The sequence below is a fragment of the Pseudonocardia wallangbongensis genome (assembly GCF_054486945.1).
In genome coordinates, this window is the sequence record NZ_JBRERS010000009.1 from 1 (window position 1) to 15,192 (window position 15,192).

Here is a 15,192-nt window from a genome sequence, read left to right on the forward strand (position 1 = left end):
GAAGGTGGAGTGGTTGACGTGGCCGCCGAGGTTGAACGCGAGGGTCTTCTCGAGGCCGACGATGGCGCCGTAGTCGCCGCCGTCGCGGGCGGCGGCGAGCTTGTCGAGGGTCTGGTTGAGGGCTCCGACGTAGGTCTGGTGGTGCTTGGAGTGGTGCAGCTCCATGATCTCGCCGGCGATGTGCGGGGCGAGGGCGCCGTAGTCGTAGGGAAGATCGGGCAGCGCGTACTCGGCCACAGGGGTACTCCTCGTTCGTGATCTGCAGTTGCGAACATCCAGCACCTGCAACTTACTGCTGAATCGGAGGCGGTGCTCGAGCGCGGTGCCCACGTGGGGGACGGGAGGGGTCCGGGGCCGCGGTACGGAGGCGTCGCCCACGAACCGGGCCCCGGACCCATGCAGCCGATGTCGAGCTGCCAGAACGATCACCGGCCGTTCCAGCATGCCACTGCCGAGAGAATCTTGCTACTGCAAGATGGTTGCAGCCATGACGGTCAGGCCTGCTCGGCGCGGTCGAAGTCCCCCCACTCGACCAGCCGGGAAGCCACCGCAAGGAGCGGCCCGTCGTGGGAGATCGCGAGAACACCGATGCCCTCCGACCGGGCACGGTCGAGCAGGAGGTGCCAGATGCGGGCCTGCTTCAGCGCGTCGAGGCTGGCGCTGATCTCGTCGGCAACGAGGTAGCGGAACGCGGCAGTGTCCGGGTCCCAGAAGTGCAGCGCGGCCGCCGAGCGGTCGTTGTGGCGCAGTACGGTGTTCGTCGCCGACGGTTCGGCGCGTGCCCTTCCGGGGCGCGGGTCGAGGCAAGAGGGAACCCGGTGCGAGTCCGGGACTGCCCCGCAGCGGTGAACGGGAACGACCGCCGTCAACGGCACTGGGTGTGAGCCTGGGAAGCGACGGCCAGTAGGTGCGCGCGAGCGTGGGCCCGTGAGTCCGAAGACCTGCCGCCGGTGCGTGCGCCGGCCGGTGCACGCTGATCCGCGGTCTCGAGGGCGGGCCGGGCGGATGCCGGGCCGTCGCGCCTCGGTTGCCGCTGCTGCCTGCCTTCTCCGCGGGTCGTCGTACCGCTCGCGAGGAGAGAGCAGTGGACAGCTACGGGCACGGGAACGACGGCGGTGGGCCGGTGAAGATCGTTCAGCGGATCGCCGGCGAGCGGCCGGTCTTCTCGGTCGAGTTCTTCCCGCCGAAGGACGAGCGCGGCGAGGTGGATCTCTGGCGGACCATCCGCCGCCTGGAGCCGCTGGATCCGGCGTTCGTCTCGGTCACGTACGGCGCGGGCGGGTCGAGCCGCGACCGCACCATCCGCACGACCGCTCGCATCGCCACCGACACCACCCTCGTCCCGATGGCGCACCTCACCGCGGTGTCGCATTCGGTCGCCGAGCTGCGCCGCGTGATCGGCGCTTACGCCGCAGCGGGCATCCGGAACGTGCTCGCGGTGCGCGGGGACCCGCCCGGCGACCCGCTGGGGGAGTGGGTCACCCACCCGCACGGCCTGGCTCATGCCGACGACCTGGTGCGGCTCGTGCGCCGGCTGGGTGACTTCTGCGTCGGCGTTGCGGCGTTCCCACACGGCCATCCCCGCTCGGCCGATGGGGACTCGGACCTCGCCCGGTTGCTGGGGAAGTTCCGGGCCGGGGCGGACTTCGCGGTCAGCCAGCTGTTCTGGGACCCGGAGGCGTTCCTACGGTTGCGTGACCGGCTCGTCGCGGCCGGATGCGTCGGCCCGCTCCTGCCCGGGATCATGCCGTTGACCACGGTCAGGACCTTCTGGCGCGGCCCGGAGTTGTCCGGTGCTCCGTTGCCGGGCGCCCTCGTCGACCGGCTCGGCCGCTACGCCGACGATCCGGTCGCCTTCCGCGCCGCGGGGATGGACGCGACCGCCGAGCTGTGCTCGCGTCTGCTCGACGAGGGCGTATCCGGCCTGCACTTCTACACCCTGAACCGCTCCGCCGCGACCGTGGAGCTGGTGATGTGGTTGGGCCTTGCCACCGAGCGACCGTCGACAACGCTCGGATGCCGGGTCGGTGAGCGGGCGCACGGGTCCGGCAGTGCTCTCAGCCTTCCGTGATGCCGGCACGCCCTCCGCATCGGCAGCGAGCTGGCATGGGGTCGACCTGGCCCGCTCGGGAACGCACACTGTTCGCTGCTGCAAGAGAATGGCAATTAGGCGACGAGCCGGAGGCGAGGATGGACGAGCACCGCACGGGGGAGTGCGCCGGTTGCGAGTGGGAGCGGCAGCCGCAGGCGTTCCGATGGTTCCCCGAGCTCGGCGCACCGCTGCAGGACGCGATGCCGGTGACCGACGTCCGCGCCGGCCAGGAGCGCGTGACGAGCCGTCGGGCCCGCGATTGACGTCGAGCGGTCGTCGGCGCCGTCAGTCGAGGATCGCTGCCCAGTACCGCTCGTTCGTCATCTCGCCCCGGACCGGTGTCGATCGGAGGCCGATGAAGGAGCCGGGCGTGGTGGCGGAGGTCGTTGCACGTCTGCGTGCGGAGTCGAAGGTGCTCATCCGCGGGAGGTCGGACTGGACGGTCGCGGCGACGGGGTGAACGATCCCGGACCTGGCCGGCGTTCGCACCGACCGTGGTCGTCACGGGTAACACCGTGTCCGAGAAGGGAGTTGCGCACTAACCACACGCATCGTCCCGCCTTGACCGCGGCTGGCATGGCACCCCGGGCGTCACGGTGTCACCACCGCTGGATGTGAGGGCCTGGGATGTGGTGCCGTCGCGCCGCGGCGCAGGCGGGAGTGGGTTGGCGGGATCACGGCTCGAGGTCGACAACGCCTTTGCTGCTGGTGATGTCGAGCGGCACGGAGACCTGGTCGTGCACGATCAACCACGCGCCGTCGATCTTCTGGAGGCAGTACGTGACTCTGACCCACATACCGCTCATCGCCGGCCCGTTCTTCAGCGTGCCGCTGAGGCGAGCGAAGGCGTGCCCGAAGGCCACGTCGTCGCCCACGGTGAGCGTCAGGTCGCGAACCTCGTAATTCACCCGCTCGAAGAACGTGAATACAGACGCCCAGTTCTTGAGTTTCGCCTCGATTCCGACGTGCTGGAGCGGCGGCTCGATGTCGAAGGACACGATGTCCGTTGTGTAGAGACGCCTCAGGCCCTCAAGATCCTTGCCTTGGAGCCCTTCGACGATCTTGTCGACCAGCTGGCGGATCTCGGCTTCGTCAACCTCGCGTTGCGTAGGCATCGATACTCAACCCTTTCCTTTGTGGTGGATTCCTGACTCATCCCAGGTGTGACACGAATCAGACGATCTCGAGGTTGGCCATCATGCCCATGTCCTCGTGTTCGGCGTTGTGGCAGTGGAAGAGGTATCGGCCGCGGTAGCCGTCGAAGCGGGTGATGATCTCGACCGCTTCGCCGGGTCGTAGCGAGATGGTGTCCTTGAGCCCGGCGTCGTGCGGCAGCGGCGGCCGGCCGCTGCGCGAGAGCACGCGGAAGCCGACCACGTGCAGATGGACGGGGTGGTGGACGTCGGCGATCAGCCGCCACACCTCGACGTCGCCGAGCCCGACGGTGACGTCGGAGCGCGCGGGGTCGAACGGGAGCCCGCCGATCAGCCACCCGTGGCCGCCGTGCACCTGCCCGGCGCGGAAGGCGATGTCGCGCACGTTGACGGCGTCCGACCGCTGCCAGGTCGGCAGATCGGTCGACAACGTGGCGGGGATGCGGCTGCCGTCGGTGCCGCGCCGTGCGACGCGGAAGGCCATCACCTCACGGGTGGGACCCGAGCCGAGCCGATTGACGAGCCTGACGCGCCCACCGATCGGGACCCCGGAGAAGTCGATGATCACGTCGTAGCGCTCGGCGGGCGCGATCGGCAGGAGCCCGTGGGTGACCGGCGCAGCGAGCAGTCCCTGGTCGGCACCGATCTGCACGAGATCGAGTCGTTCCCCGTCGTCGGTGACCGCTTCGAGTTCGTAGTGCCGGGCGTTGGAGGCGTTGAGCACGCGCAGTCGATAGCGGGCCGCGTCGACCTCGTGCATGGGCCAGGGCGCGCCGTTGACCAGGATCACGTCGCCGAGAACACCGGCGAGAAAGGGCTCCTGCACGCCCGGCTGCTTGCGCAGCGAGGGGTCGAGCGCGGGGTAGGCGAGGCTGCCGTCCGCGGCGAACGAACGGTCGGCGATCATGAGCGGCAGTTCGCGTTGCCTCGCGGGCAGGCCGAGTTGGTCCTCGGCGTCGTCGCGGACGATGTGCAGCCCGGCAAGCCCTCGCCAGATCGCGGGGGCGGTGAAGTCCATCCGGTGGTCGTGGTACCAGAGCAGCGTCGGCCGCTGGTCCATCGGGAACGTGTAGTCCCGCGTCAGCCTGGTCACCACCGCCCGCGGGTCCTGGATCCCCGGCATCCCCGGCATGCCGCTCATCGCGTGCATGTCGTGCACGCCGTGCATCGTCTCGGCGGAGTTCGGCCGGCGATCGGGCAGAACGAGGTCGGTCGGGTAGCCGTCGGAGTCCGCCGGGGTCCGTCCGCCGTGCAGGTGCACGACGGTCGGCATGGGCAGTTCGTTGCGATGCGTCACGGTGATCGGCCGTCCGCGGCGAGACTCGATCGTCGGCCCGGGGAAGGTGCCCCCGTAGGTCCACAGCGGCGTCCGGACTCCGGGCAGGATCTGCGCGACCGCCTCGCGCTGGGTGATCTCGTAACGGTCGACCCCGCCCGAGGTGCTGATCGGCTTCAGCACCGCGGGGATCGGCAGCGGTACTTCGAAGGGCGGCGGCAGCGGCACGGCGCTGGGCAACTCGGCACCGGTGAGCGACGGCCGGCGGGCCAGCGCGGTCGAGGTCGACAGCCCGGTGGCCGCAATCAGCCCCAGTGCCGCGCCGATGCCCAGCACCCGGCGTCGACCCACAGCGCGGTGCGCGTCGTGCTCACGCACGGCGCGTCTCCGTTTGCACGAGGGGATGGCGCCACACGGCGATGAACTGCACGACGATCGCGGCGACCGTCATCACGCCGAGCGGGATGTGCAGCCACAGCGCGCCGTCCAGGCCGGCGAAGTACTGCACCGTCTCCGCCGCGACGACCGCCGTCGTCGCCAGGAAGGGCCATGCCTGGTGCAGTCGCACCCACACCATGATCGCCACGATCACCTGCAGGTAGCCGATGGAGGTGACCACGTCGGCGCCGACCGCGTGCCAGCGCAGGCTGTCGAAGTCGCCGGTCAGGTACACCCCGGCGAACACCGGCTGGCCGACGATCGCCACGACGTGCGCACTGACGACCGCCCGGAACGCCCAGCCGATCGGCGCCGTCCTATGAACCGCAGCGGATCCCGGACTGCTGATCGTCACGGGGATCCTCCTCACTCTGATCTTCCGGTGCGAACGCCTCCAAGCTATGTCTTGAAAGATATGGCGTCTAAGATCAGTATTGCTATGGCGTTATGTCGAGGGAGGCATAGTGGAACTGAATGGGCTCAAGCAGTTCCTTGTGGTAGCGCGACTGGAGCACCTCAGCCGGGCAGCCGAGGAACTGCATGTAGCCCAGCCGTCGCTGAGCCGCACCATCACCCGGCTGGAGAGCGAACTGGGCGCGCCGCTGTTCGACCGCAGCGGCCGGCTCCGGCTGAACGACGCCGGGAAGCTCTTCCGCGATCACGTCGAACGTTCCCTCGGCGAGCTCGAGGCGGGACGGCGCGCCGTCGACGCGGCCGCCAGCGGGGAACTGGGCACCGTGCGACTGGCGTCGGAAACCTTCCTCACCCTCACCGGCCCGCTGGCGGCCTACAAGCGTGCCCATCCCGCGGTCGAGATCGAGCTCCACTGGTCGCCTGCCGAGGACATGGCCGCCCGCCTGCGGGCCCAGGACGTCGACCTCTGCGTCACCTCGCAGCCGATCCACGCCGACGGTCTGGAGTCGACGCAGCTGTTCGACGAGGCGGTGGATGTCTGCGTTCCACTCGATCACCCGCTTGCCGGCCGTGCGACGGTGAGCGCCGTCGAACTCGCCGACGAGCCGTTCGTCACCGCCCGCAAGGGACACTGGCTACGCCGGATGCTCGAGCGGCTCTTCGCCGCCCGAGACCTCACCCCGAAGATCGTCTGCGAGGTCGACGAGCACAGCGCCATCGCGGCCCTGATCGACGCGGGACTCGGCATCGGTCTCGTCCCCGCCTTCGCCCGCCGCGGCGCCACGGAAGCTCCGCTCACCTGGACCGCCGTCGACGAACCCGACTGCCGCCGCAGGGTCACCCTGCACTGGGGAGCCGACGGCCACTTGGCACCCGCCGCCCGCCTGATGCGCACCACGATCACCAACTGGGACTGGAACGCCGGCGAACCCCACGAGGTGCACTGGTGGCCGGCTCGTCGGGGGTGAGGGGCCGATCTCGAGCCGACTCTGGATGCCGGCGCCGCCGCCTGGCGTGCATCTCGGTCACACGGGGAAGGAGGTGACCGCTACGAGATTGCCGTCGCCGTGGTGGATCGTCACGACGCCGGCGGGGGCTGTCGGGCTCACCAGCGGTAGGTCGCCGGTGCTGAGGGTGATCCTCGGAGATCTGGGTGCCCGCCTCCGTCAGCCCGGGTCGCTGCTCGCCGCGGCGGTCGCATGCGCCACTCGGTCGTCGGTGCGGTGGAGATCCACTACGAGGCGATGAACTCCCCGGCGACCCGGACTAGACACTGAGCCCTTTCCACTTGGCGTCAGTGGGCGTGGATGAGCACCAGGATCGCCTTGACCAGGTCAGTCGCCCGGCGCGGGCAGCAGCGGATCTTGCGGAGAACGCGCCACGCCTTGAGCTGGGCGTTGCCGCGCTTGCCCGGTCCGCGCTGACGAGCGTGGGCTGCGTTGACGTCCTTCTGGTTTCGCGAGAGGTGCCGACGTTCGCCGGACTCGGGGTCGGCGGAGCGGCGCCGTTGCGGGGTCTCGAATTCCGAGCCGCGGTAGCCGTGATCGACGATCACCCGCACTCCCGCCTTGTGGAGGGCGTCGATGATGCCGTGCTCTCGGGCGGCTCCCATGTCGTGGCGGGCGCCGGGTAGAGCGGCAGACGCCCAGATCAACCGACCGGCGGGGTCGGCGATGACCTGCACGTTCACCCCATGGCACTTGTGCTTGCCGGAGAAGTACGGTCGATCGCGCCCGGATCCCATGCCGACCCGGTCGATGCGCAGCAAGGTGCCGTCGAGGATCACGAACGCCTTCCGCGCCGCGACTGCGATCGCTTCGCGCAGGGTCGGGGCGAGCGCGGCCAGGACCTCGATGGCCTCGGTGATGTAGCGGAACACCGTGGTCGTGCCGATCCCGAACCCGGTGGCCAGGTCTGCGTAGGTCTCGCCCTTGCGCAGGTGCGCGACCACGAGCAGGGCTTGTTCGCCGACGGTCAGTCGCCGCCACCGGGTCCCCACCTGTGCACGGCGGTGGCGCAGCGCGTCGGACAGCGTGATGAGGGCGTGGTTGGACACGGTGAACCCGGCGGGGTAGGAAGGCACCTGAAGCTCCTGGTCTGGACGAGTTGATCTAGTCAATCGCCCGTCTACCAGGAGCTTCACTCATTCCGGTGATGCCACGCCGCGGGCAGCCGACCCCGACCTCCACCAGGTTGGAAAGGGCTCACTGTTCCTGTACGCCACCCGCGCGGGCAGCCCGTCACGGGACGCGGTGCGGTTGCTGTCGTCATGGCTGGCCACGGCGCAGGAGCCGGCCGAACCGGAGATCCGCTCCGCGGACGTCGACACCGATCGGTGAGATCCGGGCTACGCCGCGAGCAGCCGCTCGCTCAGCTCCCTGAGCCGCTTCGCCGACTCCGGGTCCACGGCGTGCGGCACGACGGTGGATATGGGGGTCTCGCCGCTGGCGAGGTCGACGGGCTTCGGGTCCGCGTCCAGTGGCGAGATGTCGTTGTCTTGCAGGTGGACGCCGCCGATGCCGGCCAGCAGGGGGCTGGTCGCGGCGAACACGATGGTGCTCGCTCCCTGTAGCGGGGTCGTCTTCTCGTGGTAGGGGTCGATGATCGGCCTGCCCGACTCGTCGATCAGCCCCATGGACAGGTTGGCGGCCCGCAGCTGCTCCTCGGACATCCAGCCACCCAGGTTGGTGCCGACGACGATGCCGGGGTGCACGGCGTAGCCGTGGATCCCCTGGTCGGCCCAGCGGCGGTCCAACTCGACGGCGAACAGGATGTTCGCGGTCTTGGACTGGCCGTGAGCGGTGTGGCCGTCCTGGTCGCCGGTGGTGAAGTCCGGGTCGTCCCAGATGTCGGACACGCGGTGAGCGCCGGAGGCCACGTTCACCACTCGATCGAGGCGCCGGTCGAAGCGGCCCAGGCGATAGAACAGCTCGTGCGCGACGAACCGCGGAGAAGCAGCCGTGCCCGACTCGTGTGCGCTCGGACGGGCGTGTCCCAGTGGTACCTGAACCCCCACGCCGGTGACCAGGGCATACACGGCAGGCGCCGAAGGACTTGCAGGGAACTTGATGGTCAGGAGCATGATCTGGTGTCCGAGGCCGGAGTTGCGCATTATTCACCCGCATCAAACTGTGCTGACTGAGTGAGCCGCCCCTCGCTGCTCCGTCACGCTTGGCAACCTACGGCGGCGCCCGCAACGAGAGAGCGAGCCCGCAGCTGTGGTGCCTCGCGGATGGGTTGGCACATCGATCGGCTTCCAGTCGCGCCCTCCTCCGTGACCAGTTACGTGACAGGTCGCACGCGGCTCTACGCCGCAAGCGCGCTGGCAGGGGCTGACCTGGCGAGGCGGAGGTGATGCCTCCCAGCTCCACGAGCGCCCCTACGAGCTGGACAGAGTGCGTGACTGATTTCGCCATCTGGCCGATAGCGATCACCTCCTACCCCATTCGGGTGAACGGGATCCGTTGATCAAAGGTTGTGGTAACAAGCGCCCACCCTTAAGCGAATTCGAGTCGCAGAGCAAGCCCCCGACAACGACCTCCGCGACCCAGTGAAAACGATCTCCGACGGCTCACAAGGGGAGAGCCCTCATGACGACACCTTTCTCGGTCAACGGACGCTCCGCCGTCGACCCAATACGGCTCCGCTGGTTCGCATTGTCATGCGTGGTTCTCGGCGTGCTTCTGATTTTCCAAGGACCAGTAGGAGTCGTATTCGGGGTGCTGTTCGGCGCCCTCGGCATCGCCAGCTGGCTATTCACAGGATTTGGTACCGTGGCGTGGCAGGAATTGACGACCGCCGGGAAGGTCGTTGCGGGGATCAGCCGCAGCAATTGGGATCCCGTTCATTCTCATCGTCGCAGCGAGCTGGTTGCTGGCACTGGGAATGCTGGCGTTGGTCGGCGCCATCCTTTCGTGAAGCGCATCGACTCCGCGACTCGCGTAGGGTCTCGAGAAATTTTCGAAGGCGCTCGCTGATGGATTGGTGGGTGGCTGCGCTTTGGGGCGTGCTCGGCGGTGGTCTCGTTGAGACCCTTGACTTCTACACCGAAATTAGAGCCCGCGGGTCACTTCCTTGGAGCAAGCGATACTCAAGGAAGCGCGATCATCGCCGACCTCCAGCGATCATCTATGCAGTTGGCAGCCTTTTGAGGCTTATCATGGCGTTTGGCGTAGCTGCTGCCGCGGGCGCGTCAGCCATCGCCGATAGGCCGCTAATTGCCTTAGCGACGGGAGTCGCAGCACCGCTCATACTCCAGCGACTTGCCGCACAGGTTCCATTCGCGATTGGCCCGCCATCTACCAGGCTAGGAGAAGGCGAATCATGAAGATGGGCGAAAGGCTCATCCAGGTCTGCGACGTTGTTGCAAGGAATGAGCGCGCATTCACCCCGGCGGAAAAAACTATTTGGTCCGACCTGCCCGTAATGATGCTCCTGAGAAGCATTAGTCGTGTCGACTTGGGCAGGGCGACGGCAGAAGATCTTGAAGACACCCGAGCGGGTGAACCCTCAGCCTCAACCGCCGGGTCGACAAATGATCGAATCGACGCACGCGATACGCGTCGCGCAAGATCTGGGTTTCGTTCCCTCGACCCAAGGGAAGTAGAATCAGGACGACTCTTCGGAGCGAACTTATCAGAGCAGATGCTCAACGAAGTATCGCTTCCGCGGGCCGACTTAAGGCAGGCGAGCCTCCGCGGTGCATCACTGAGAGGCGCAGACCTTCACAGGGCGGACCTCACCGAAGCGGAGTGTTCTGAGGCCGACTTCTCGGAAGGTGATCTAAGAGAGGCCACGTTCGTCCTGGCCATCCTCAGGCATGCGGCATTTCGCAATGCAGACCTGTCTGGCGCGAACTTCTATGCCGCAGATATATCCGGTGCCGACTTTACTGGCGCTGTCTTCTCGGGCGCACGATTTCCCGACGTTAGATGGGATCCCGATTCGACGAAGTTCCCGACGGGTGTCCGCGAGCAGCTAATGAAAGTATCGGTACGCATTTCGCCTCACTTATATCGCGTTGGTAGTATGCGCGATGATCGCACGACGATCTCAGGGAACACCTGAAGGAGGCCGGTTCGATGCAAGACGACGGTACCAGCTCCATGCTGGTCTTCGATCTCGACAATACCACCGACGCCAGAGGCCTCAGCTATTCGGTCCTATGGGAGCAGCTGAAATGCATTGGCTCGATCGCGGATATGCACATCGCCGAGATTGAGCCCGGATCAATCAGAGGCAATCATTATCACGCAAAACGCGGAGAGATAATCGCGGTTGTGTTCCGCGACAGGTGGTCGCTCCACTGGGATGAAGGTGAAGGCACGGATCGTCATGTTCGAAATTTCGATGGAGTCGGCGCGGTTGCCGTAATTCCCCCGAGGGGGTGGTCGCACGCGGTCAAGAACGACGGTAAGGAGAACGTCCTCATCGTCGCTTCAAGCGATCAGCCTTACGATCGTCACGCCACTGACGAAATCGAGAAGGATGCGATTCGCCGAGTTGTAGCAGAATAGACTACACCACACACCAGCCTACCCCGCGTACTGAATCTCGCTCAATTTGGCGAGTAAGGCACGCCGCCTAGTCCTACTTGCGCGATCGCCAAAAATGTAGAGGTACGGCCATTGCGGACCTGAGTACTCTCGACGGATCCACCCGAGCTTCTCCGGGAGGCCGCCGCCCCGCGGCAGGTCCTCTACGCCAACGTCTGACATGCCGAATGGCCCCACATTTCCAAGCGTCACAATCGACAACACCTCGACGGCATCTACGGTACTCGCCTCGAGTTGTGCTAACCTCCGCAGACTCCGAATATTCCAGCGCCCGCCCCTAGATACCGCATCGACTAGCGAGTCGATGACAGCGCCACTTGAGTCTTCATCTTCAGCAGTTCCGATCGTGAGACAAAGACCTGAAAGCCAGTTCATGACCAGGGAATGACCTTCGCTGCCCACCCAGGCTGTGATACTTCTGTCCTCCGCAAGCTCGCCGTGCTCGGATCGAATCTGATCCAGCTCGCCGAGAAGTGAGATCACCTGCCGCGTCAATTCACCGAGTCGAGCCTGCAGTTCTGCGCCACGTTGAAGAGCGTCCGGCGCCGCCGCGTAACCTGGGTACACAACTGGCGCTCGCAGCTGCCCAAGAAAGTTCAAGAACTCGGTATCATCGGCCGAGAGTAGGAACGGCGCAGTCGCATCACACAATGTCATGGCGTCCGCATGATTCTGAGCGTCGCGCAGAATCGTCTTTGCTACAGCAAACTCGGCCGGAACATCTCCATGCCTGTAGTCCCGGAGATCGCGAACAACAGTTTCCCGGGTCCCGATTGGAATCCGTCGGTCAGCGGGGTTCTCGAATGCACCGTAAAGCTGACCGACCAGGTCAGGGTTCTCTGCTAGCATCTCCTCCGCCTTGTCGTAGCCGCGTTCCTCAGGTGCAATTATCACGCCGCGCCGCGAGATTGGCACTTGTTCAATATCTTCGATCAGATGCTGCTGGAGGATTCCTCCGTCGATCTCGTCGTCCCAGGTCGCACCGCTCCATCTACGCGCGAGTTCTTGTCGCTTTTCCGAGTTTCCGATCCATCCTTTCCGTCCATAGACCCGGATATATCCTCGACGCAGTAGGTCAAGAAATTCAGACGAAGAGAGCCTGCAAGATGGGCGCCTAATGAAGGCGCTAGACGGCGACCAGAGGTTGAGTGGAGCGCTTACGGACGCCATTCGATGAAGGCTATCGTAGCCATCAATTGTGAATTCTCCGGGTTGATCAGTAGCGTACTCGCTTATATGGCAGAATGAACTCAGGCCGACAGCCTCGTCTATCATAGTTCCTACTCCGAACGCTGCAGAGGATAAGTCTCGTCGCTACTGCACGTTGCCGGACGTCCTGCGGCTAGCTAGACCACGGAGGCGCCCGACCGCACTTACGAAGTCGTCATAGTGGGTCGGCCCGTTACGACGATCTTGCTAAGTCGATCTATACACAGACAAGGAGATCGCCTGTCCCTCGCGAATGCAGACCCCTACGGCAATCCGTGTGTCGCGAGCCGTTCGTAGATGCCGGTGATGGCTCGCAGCACCTGCACCTGATGACAACCCGCTCATCCCGTTCGCTGGCCGCCCCGGGCTGATCGTTACCGCCCCCCGGCCGTACGGCCGGCTCGATGTTCAGCCGTGGTAGGCGCGATCCCCGGGCTCGCAGCAGCGGCCTGAGTCTCGGCCTCACCCGAGCGGGACCACCTGGGCCGCCGGCGAGGTGAAGGATCGGGTGACAGGTCTGACGTGGCAGGATTTGGCTGGACACGCAGCGCCACCGCCGGTGCCCACCACGGCCGACCACCGGCGCGCGCACCCCTTAAAATCAAGCCGCGCGGGTCCGGATCGGTCATCGGATGGATGGCCGAGCAGCAGATCGCGAATGAGGCCGGCTTCACGTCGTGCTCCGGTCCGGAAGACGCCCACAGTGGAGACGGTGCGCCTCGGCCTCAGCGGGTCGGACGGCCGCTGGCAGCGCGCAAGTAGAGTCGAGGCTCCGGGCTGCGGCGAGGGCTGACCGGGGCTATCGCCCCCCAGCTGGCGAACGCCAAGCCGCGGCAGAGCGCAGTACGCCACCGCGACGGCCGAATCGGCGCGCCCACCAGCTGCTGCTCTTTTCGATCGGCCTTGGCTAGCTACGCCCAAAACCTCGGCGGCGTCAGTGGCAACGACTGGCTCACGCCCCGAATTCGGCTCTGAGTTGAGGGATATCGGCGGCTGTAGCACGGGCCTTCGAGATTGCTTCCGCTAGACCATTGGGCATGTCAGGTGACAGCGAATCTGTGATCTCACCGCACGCACGTTCCGCATCATCAAGATACGAACCAATAGCTCGCTGGGGATTCCAGAAAGCTTCGCGGACGGCAGGATGCCGGTCGAGTTCCGGTAGTGGACTAGGTAGATCAATACGACAGAGAGGGGGTCGCGCACTCCAGTCGGGAAGAGGTTGTCCACGGGCTTCGATCTCGCGACCGATATCTTCTCGAAGCGACTCAACCTCCGCTTGAAAGCGCCGGATCTTTCTTCTGAGGCCGTCGATAGTTGGCACGAACAGAATGTTTCCAGGGCATGCTACGCCTACTGTCCGCGAGTGTAGTTGTCTATTGCCCACATCGTACAGGAAGGTCAATCGAAGTACATATACAAACGTCGCTGCCGGCTCAGAATCGGCGTCGATGTCGCCTTCCGGAAAGTTCGTATCAATTCTTAGTTGGATACGGTCGGAGTCCTGAGGGTCTAATACATGCGTGGTTCCGATCGTGATCCGCTCGCCTACCGCCTCCTCTGGATCTGGAAAGTGTATCTCATACGTAGCAGATGGCGGCATCCATAATGGCCCAGCAGTGTCTTTGCGGACTCGAGGACTTTGCAAGACCTTGAATCGTTTTGCCCAGATTATATCTATCACGGTACGGTTCAGAACAACAGGTTGCCCGCCGCTGTTGTGTAGCATTATCTCCATCAGGGGGTGTTCGGTAGCGGCCAGGCTCGGAATGTTGATGTCGGCAAGGTTGATTCCAATGCTCGCTGCGTATGGCCGAGCTTCTGGCTGATCGGGATGACTACCGGTTGAATACGTATCGGTGATGCGCAGCCTCGGCCTGCGGAGCCGACGGCTACGCAAGGTCGCCCATGCACCAATGCAGGCTACCGCAATTGCGCCGATCAGAGTGATGATCTCTGGTGTCATTAATTAGATCCTACGAACGGGAGTTGTGGGCAGCGAAAACTATTGGACTCATGGCGATGCGGCTCTAAGTGCGTCCCTTCTTCCTTCTCAAGTCTATAAGCCTACGGACGGCCGTCCGTGAGACCGCAAGATCGTGATCCACCCACGGCCACAGCCAAGCCGCGGCGAGGTAGTACCGCAACGCTTTGATGCGAAATCCCCTATTATCCCAGAGGTTTCCAAGGTTGTAGGCCGCCACCTTCTTTGTTCTGCGTGCACCCTTGGTGAATGCATACTCAAACAGCGGCAGAGCATTCTTTGGGCCGTCTAGGCTGTACTCGAGTGCGCCAAGGCTCCCCGCGGCCTTCGGCCCAAATTCCGGATCATCGATGTCCATTACCCGCTTGTAGGCGGCGCGAGTCTTGGAAAGATCGCCGGTTTTTCTGTAAGCAAAAGCGATATCAATTGCAATCGTCGATGCGAGCCAGCGACTCCACTCGCCGGACGGGAGTTCCTCACCACATTTCTGAGCCAAGCGCAGCGCGCTTTCGGCAGCTGTCAGATCTCCAAGCTTGAACTGGCTTCTCGCGATTACCAGATACATGCCCGACCGTATGGTCAGATTGGGTATGTTGGCGACGACCTTACCGAGATTGTCGACTACGTCAGCGTCATCGCCACGGTGGAATGCTGCTGCACCCTTCGACCAATGCTCACCTTCCATGTACTTCACGTACGCCTGCTCAATAAATTCCCTCATGGCCTCGCTTCTAGAGCGTGGCATTCCGGTTTCAACCATCGTCTCGACCTTCCTTGATCATCTCAAGTTTTCGGCTCGATGTATATGGCGCGGGCTCAATACCGTTCATCCACGAGCAGGATCGGCGAGAGCGATGCCCACGCCTATGCCCATGGCAGACGCTAGCAGCCCTCGCTGATACGTCGTCGAAGGGTGGTTATCGCCTAGCCAGCAATTCGGAAGGCTTCGAATGTGATCTTGACGTGCCACCAGCGAGGGACCTCAGCCGTGCGGCAAAGTCGCGCAGTCGATCCAGGCCCCCGGCCAGCAGGGCGTAGGCGAGCATCGCGATCAGGGTCCAGCGCCGCCC

Annotated in this window: 13 protein-coding genes, 1 pseudogene and 1 riboswitch; of the genes and pseudogenes, 5 read left to right on the plus strand and 9 right to left on the minus strand. The window is 64.8% G+C overall.

Annotation, left to right across the window (positions count from 1 at the left end):
* Positions 1 to 237: pseudogene (locus tag ACU436_RS28225) on the minus strand (superoxide dismutase); the annotation flags it as partial.
* A gap of 571 nt (positions 238 to 808) precedes the next feature.
* A riboswitch (cobalamin riboswitch) is annotated at positions 809 to 943 on the plus strand.
* A gap of 141 nt (positions 944 to 1,084) precedes the next feature.
* Between ACU436_RS28225 and ACU436_RS28230 the strand changes: the two are divergent.
* Together ACU436_RS28230 and ACU436_RS28235 are read left to right on the plus strand one after the other, a co-directional pair.
* On the plus strand, positions 1,085 to 2,071 hold the full coding sequence (locus tag ACU436_RS28230; RefSeq protein ID WP_459030005.1) for a methylenetetrahydrofolate reductase: 987 nt from the start codon (positions 1,085 to 1,087) through the stop codon (positions 2,069 to 2,071).
* Between the two features lie 119 nt (positions 2,072 to 2,190).
* A complete protein-coding gene (locus tag ACU436_RS28235) occupies positions 2,191 to 2,355 on the plus strand; it encodes a hypothetical protein (RefSeq protein ID WP_459030006.1) in 165 nt (54 codons plus the stop codon).
* Between the two features lie 411 nt (positions 2,356 to 2,766).
* Here the strand turns inward: ACU436_RS28235 and ACU436_RS28240 are convergent, their stop codons facing one another.
* From ACU436_RS28240 to ACU436_RS28250, 3 genes are read right to left on the minus strand one after another with little or no spacing between them, the layout of a single operon-like run.
* The gene (locus ACU436_RS28240) at positions 2,767 to 3,207 is read right to left on the minus strand and encodes a YybH family protein (protein WP_459030007.1); all 441 of its coding nucleotides are present in this window, start codon (positions 3,205 to 3,207) and stop codon (positions 2,767 to 2,769) included.
* Between the two features lie 58 nt (positions 3,208 to 3,265).
* Complete coding sequence (locus ACU436_RS28245; protein WP_459030008.1) at positions 3,266 to 4,900, minus strand: multicopper oxidase family protein; 1,635 nt, start codon at positions 4,898 to 4,900, stop codon at positions 3,266 to 3,268.
* Positions 4,893 to 5,315 (minus strand): hypothetical protein, encoded by a 423-nt coding sequence (locus ACU436_RS28250; protein WP_459030009.1) that lies wholly within the window; start codon positions 5,313 to 5,315, stop codon positions 4,893 to 4,895. The genes ACU436_RS28245 and ACU436_RS28250 overlap by 8 nt, the downstream gene beginning before the upstream one ends.
* A gap of 109 nt (positions 5,316 to 5,424) precedes the next feature.
* Here ACU436_RS28250 and ACU436_RS28255 point away from each other — a divergent pair, with 109 nt between their 5' ends.
* Complete coding sequence (locus ACU436_RS28255) at positions 5,425 to 6,342, plus strand: LysR family transcriptional regulator (RefSeq protein ID WP_459030010.1); 918 nt, start codon at positions 5,425 to 5,427, stop codon at positions 6,340 to 6,342.
* Positions 6,343 to 6,668: 326 nt separating this feature from the next.
* On the opposite strand, the gene ACU436_RS28260 is transcribed toward ACU436_RS28255, so the two are convergent.
* Entirely contained in the window at positions 6,669 to 7,457 is a 789-nt protein-coding gene (locus ACU436_RS28260) for a transposase family protein (protein WP_459030349.1), read from the minus strand.
* Positions 7,458 to 7,721: 264 nt separating this feature from the next.
* Positions 7,722 to 8,231 carry an SDR family NAD(P)-dependent oxidoreductase gene (locus ACU436_RS28265; RefSeq protein WP_459030011.1) on the minus strand — a complete coding sequence of 170 codons (510 nt, stop codon included), beginning with the start codon at positions 8,229 to 8,231 and terminating at the stop codon, positions 7,722 to 7,724.
* Between the two features lie 1,466 nt (positions 8,232 to 9,697).
* Here ACU436_RS28265 and ACU436_RS28270 point away from each other — a divergent pair.
* Positions 9,698 to 10,441, plus strand: coding sequence for a pentapeptide repeat-containing protein (locus tag ACU436_RS28270; RefSeq protein ID WP_459030012.1), 744 nt, complete (start codon positions 9,698 to 9,700; stop codon positions 10,439 to 10,441).
* Between the two features lie 14 nt (positions 10,442 to 10,455).
* On the plus strand, positions 10,456 to 10,890 hold the full coding sequence (locus ACU436_RS28275) for a polysaccharide biosynthesis C-terminal domain-containing protein (RefSeq protein ID WP_459030013.1): 435 nt from the start codon (positions 10,456 to 10,458) through the stop codon (positions 10,888 to 10,890).
* 18 nt (positions 10,891 to 10,908) lie between these two features.
* Here ACU436_RS28275 and ACU436_RS28280 read toward each other — a convergent pair whose 3' ends face one another.
* The 3 genes from ACU436_RS28280 to ACU436_RS28290 form a co-directional block, all read right to left on the minus strand.
* Positions 10,909 to 12,204: a hypothetical protein gene (locus tag ACU436_RS28280; protein ID WP_459030014.1), complete on the minus strand. Its 1,296-nt coding sequence runs from the start codon at positions 12,202 to 12,204 to the stop codon at positions 10,909 to 10,911.
* An 886-nt stretch (positions 12,205 to 13,090) separates the two neighbouring features.
* Positions 13,091 to 14,104: a hypothetical protein gene (locus ACU436_RS28285; RefSeq protein ID WP_459030015.1), complete on the minus strand. Its 1,014-nt coding sequence runs from the start codon at positions 14,102 to 14,104 to the stop codon at positions 13,091 to 13,093.
* Between the two features lie 64 nt (positions 14,105 to 14,168).
* Positions 14,169 to 14,882, minus strand: coding sequence for a hypothetical protein (locus tag ACU436_RS28290; RefSeq protein WP_459030016.1), 714 nt, complete (start codon positions 14,880 to 14,882; stop codon positions 14,169 to 14,171).
* Between the last annotated feature and the right edge of the window lie 310 nt (positions 14,883 to 15,192).

Excerpts from the sequence above, each read along its gene's own strand:
- ACU436_RS28235 (WP_459030006.1), top strand. The coding sequence starts at position 2,191 with ATGGACGAGCACCGCACGGGGGAGTGCGCCGGTTGCGAGTGGGAGCGG.
- ACU436_RS28240 (WP_459030007.1), bottom strand. The coding sequence starts at position 3,207 with ATGCCTACGCAACGCGAGGTTGACGAAGCCGAGATCCGCCAGCTGGTC.
- ACU436_RS28270 (WP_459030012.1), top strand. The coding sequence starts at position 9,698 with ATGAAGATGGGCGAAAGGCTCATCCAGGTCTGCGACGTTGTTGCAAGG.
- ACU436_RS28275 (WP_459030013.1), top strand. The coding sequence starts at position 10,456 with ATGCAAGACGACGGTACCAGCTCCATGCTGGTCTTCGATCTCGACAAT.
- ACU436_RS28280 (WP_459030014.1), bottom strand. The coding sequence starts at position 12,204 with ATGATAGACGAGGCTGTCGGCCTGAGTTCATTCTGCCATATAAGCGAG.
- ACU436_RS28285 (WP_459030015.1), bottom strand. The coding sequence starts at position 14,104 with ATGACACCAGAGATCATCACTCTGATCGGCGCAATTGCGGTAGCCTGC.
- ACU436_RS28290 (WP_459030016.1), bottom strand. The coding sequence starts at position 14,882 with ATGGTTGAAACCGGAATGCCACGCTCTAGAAGCGAGGCCATGAGGGAA.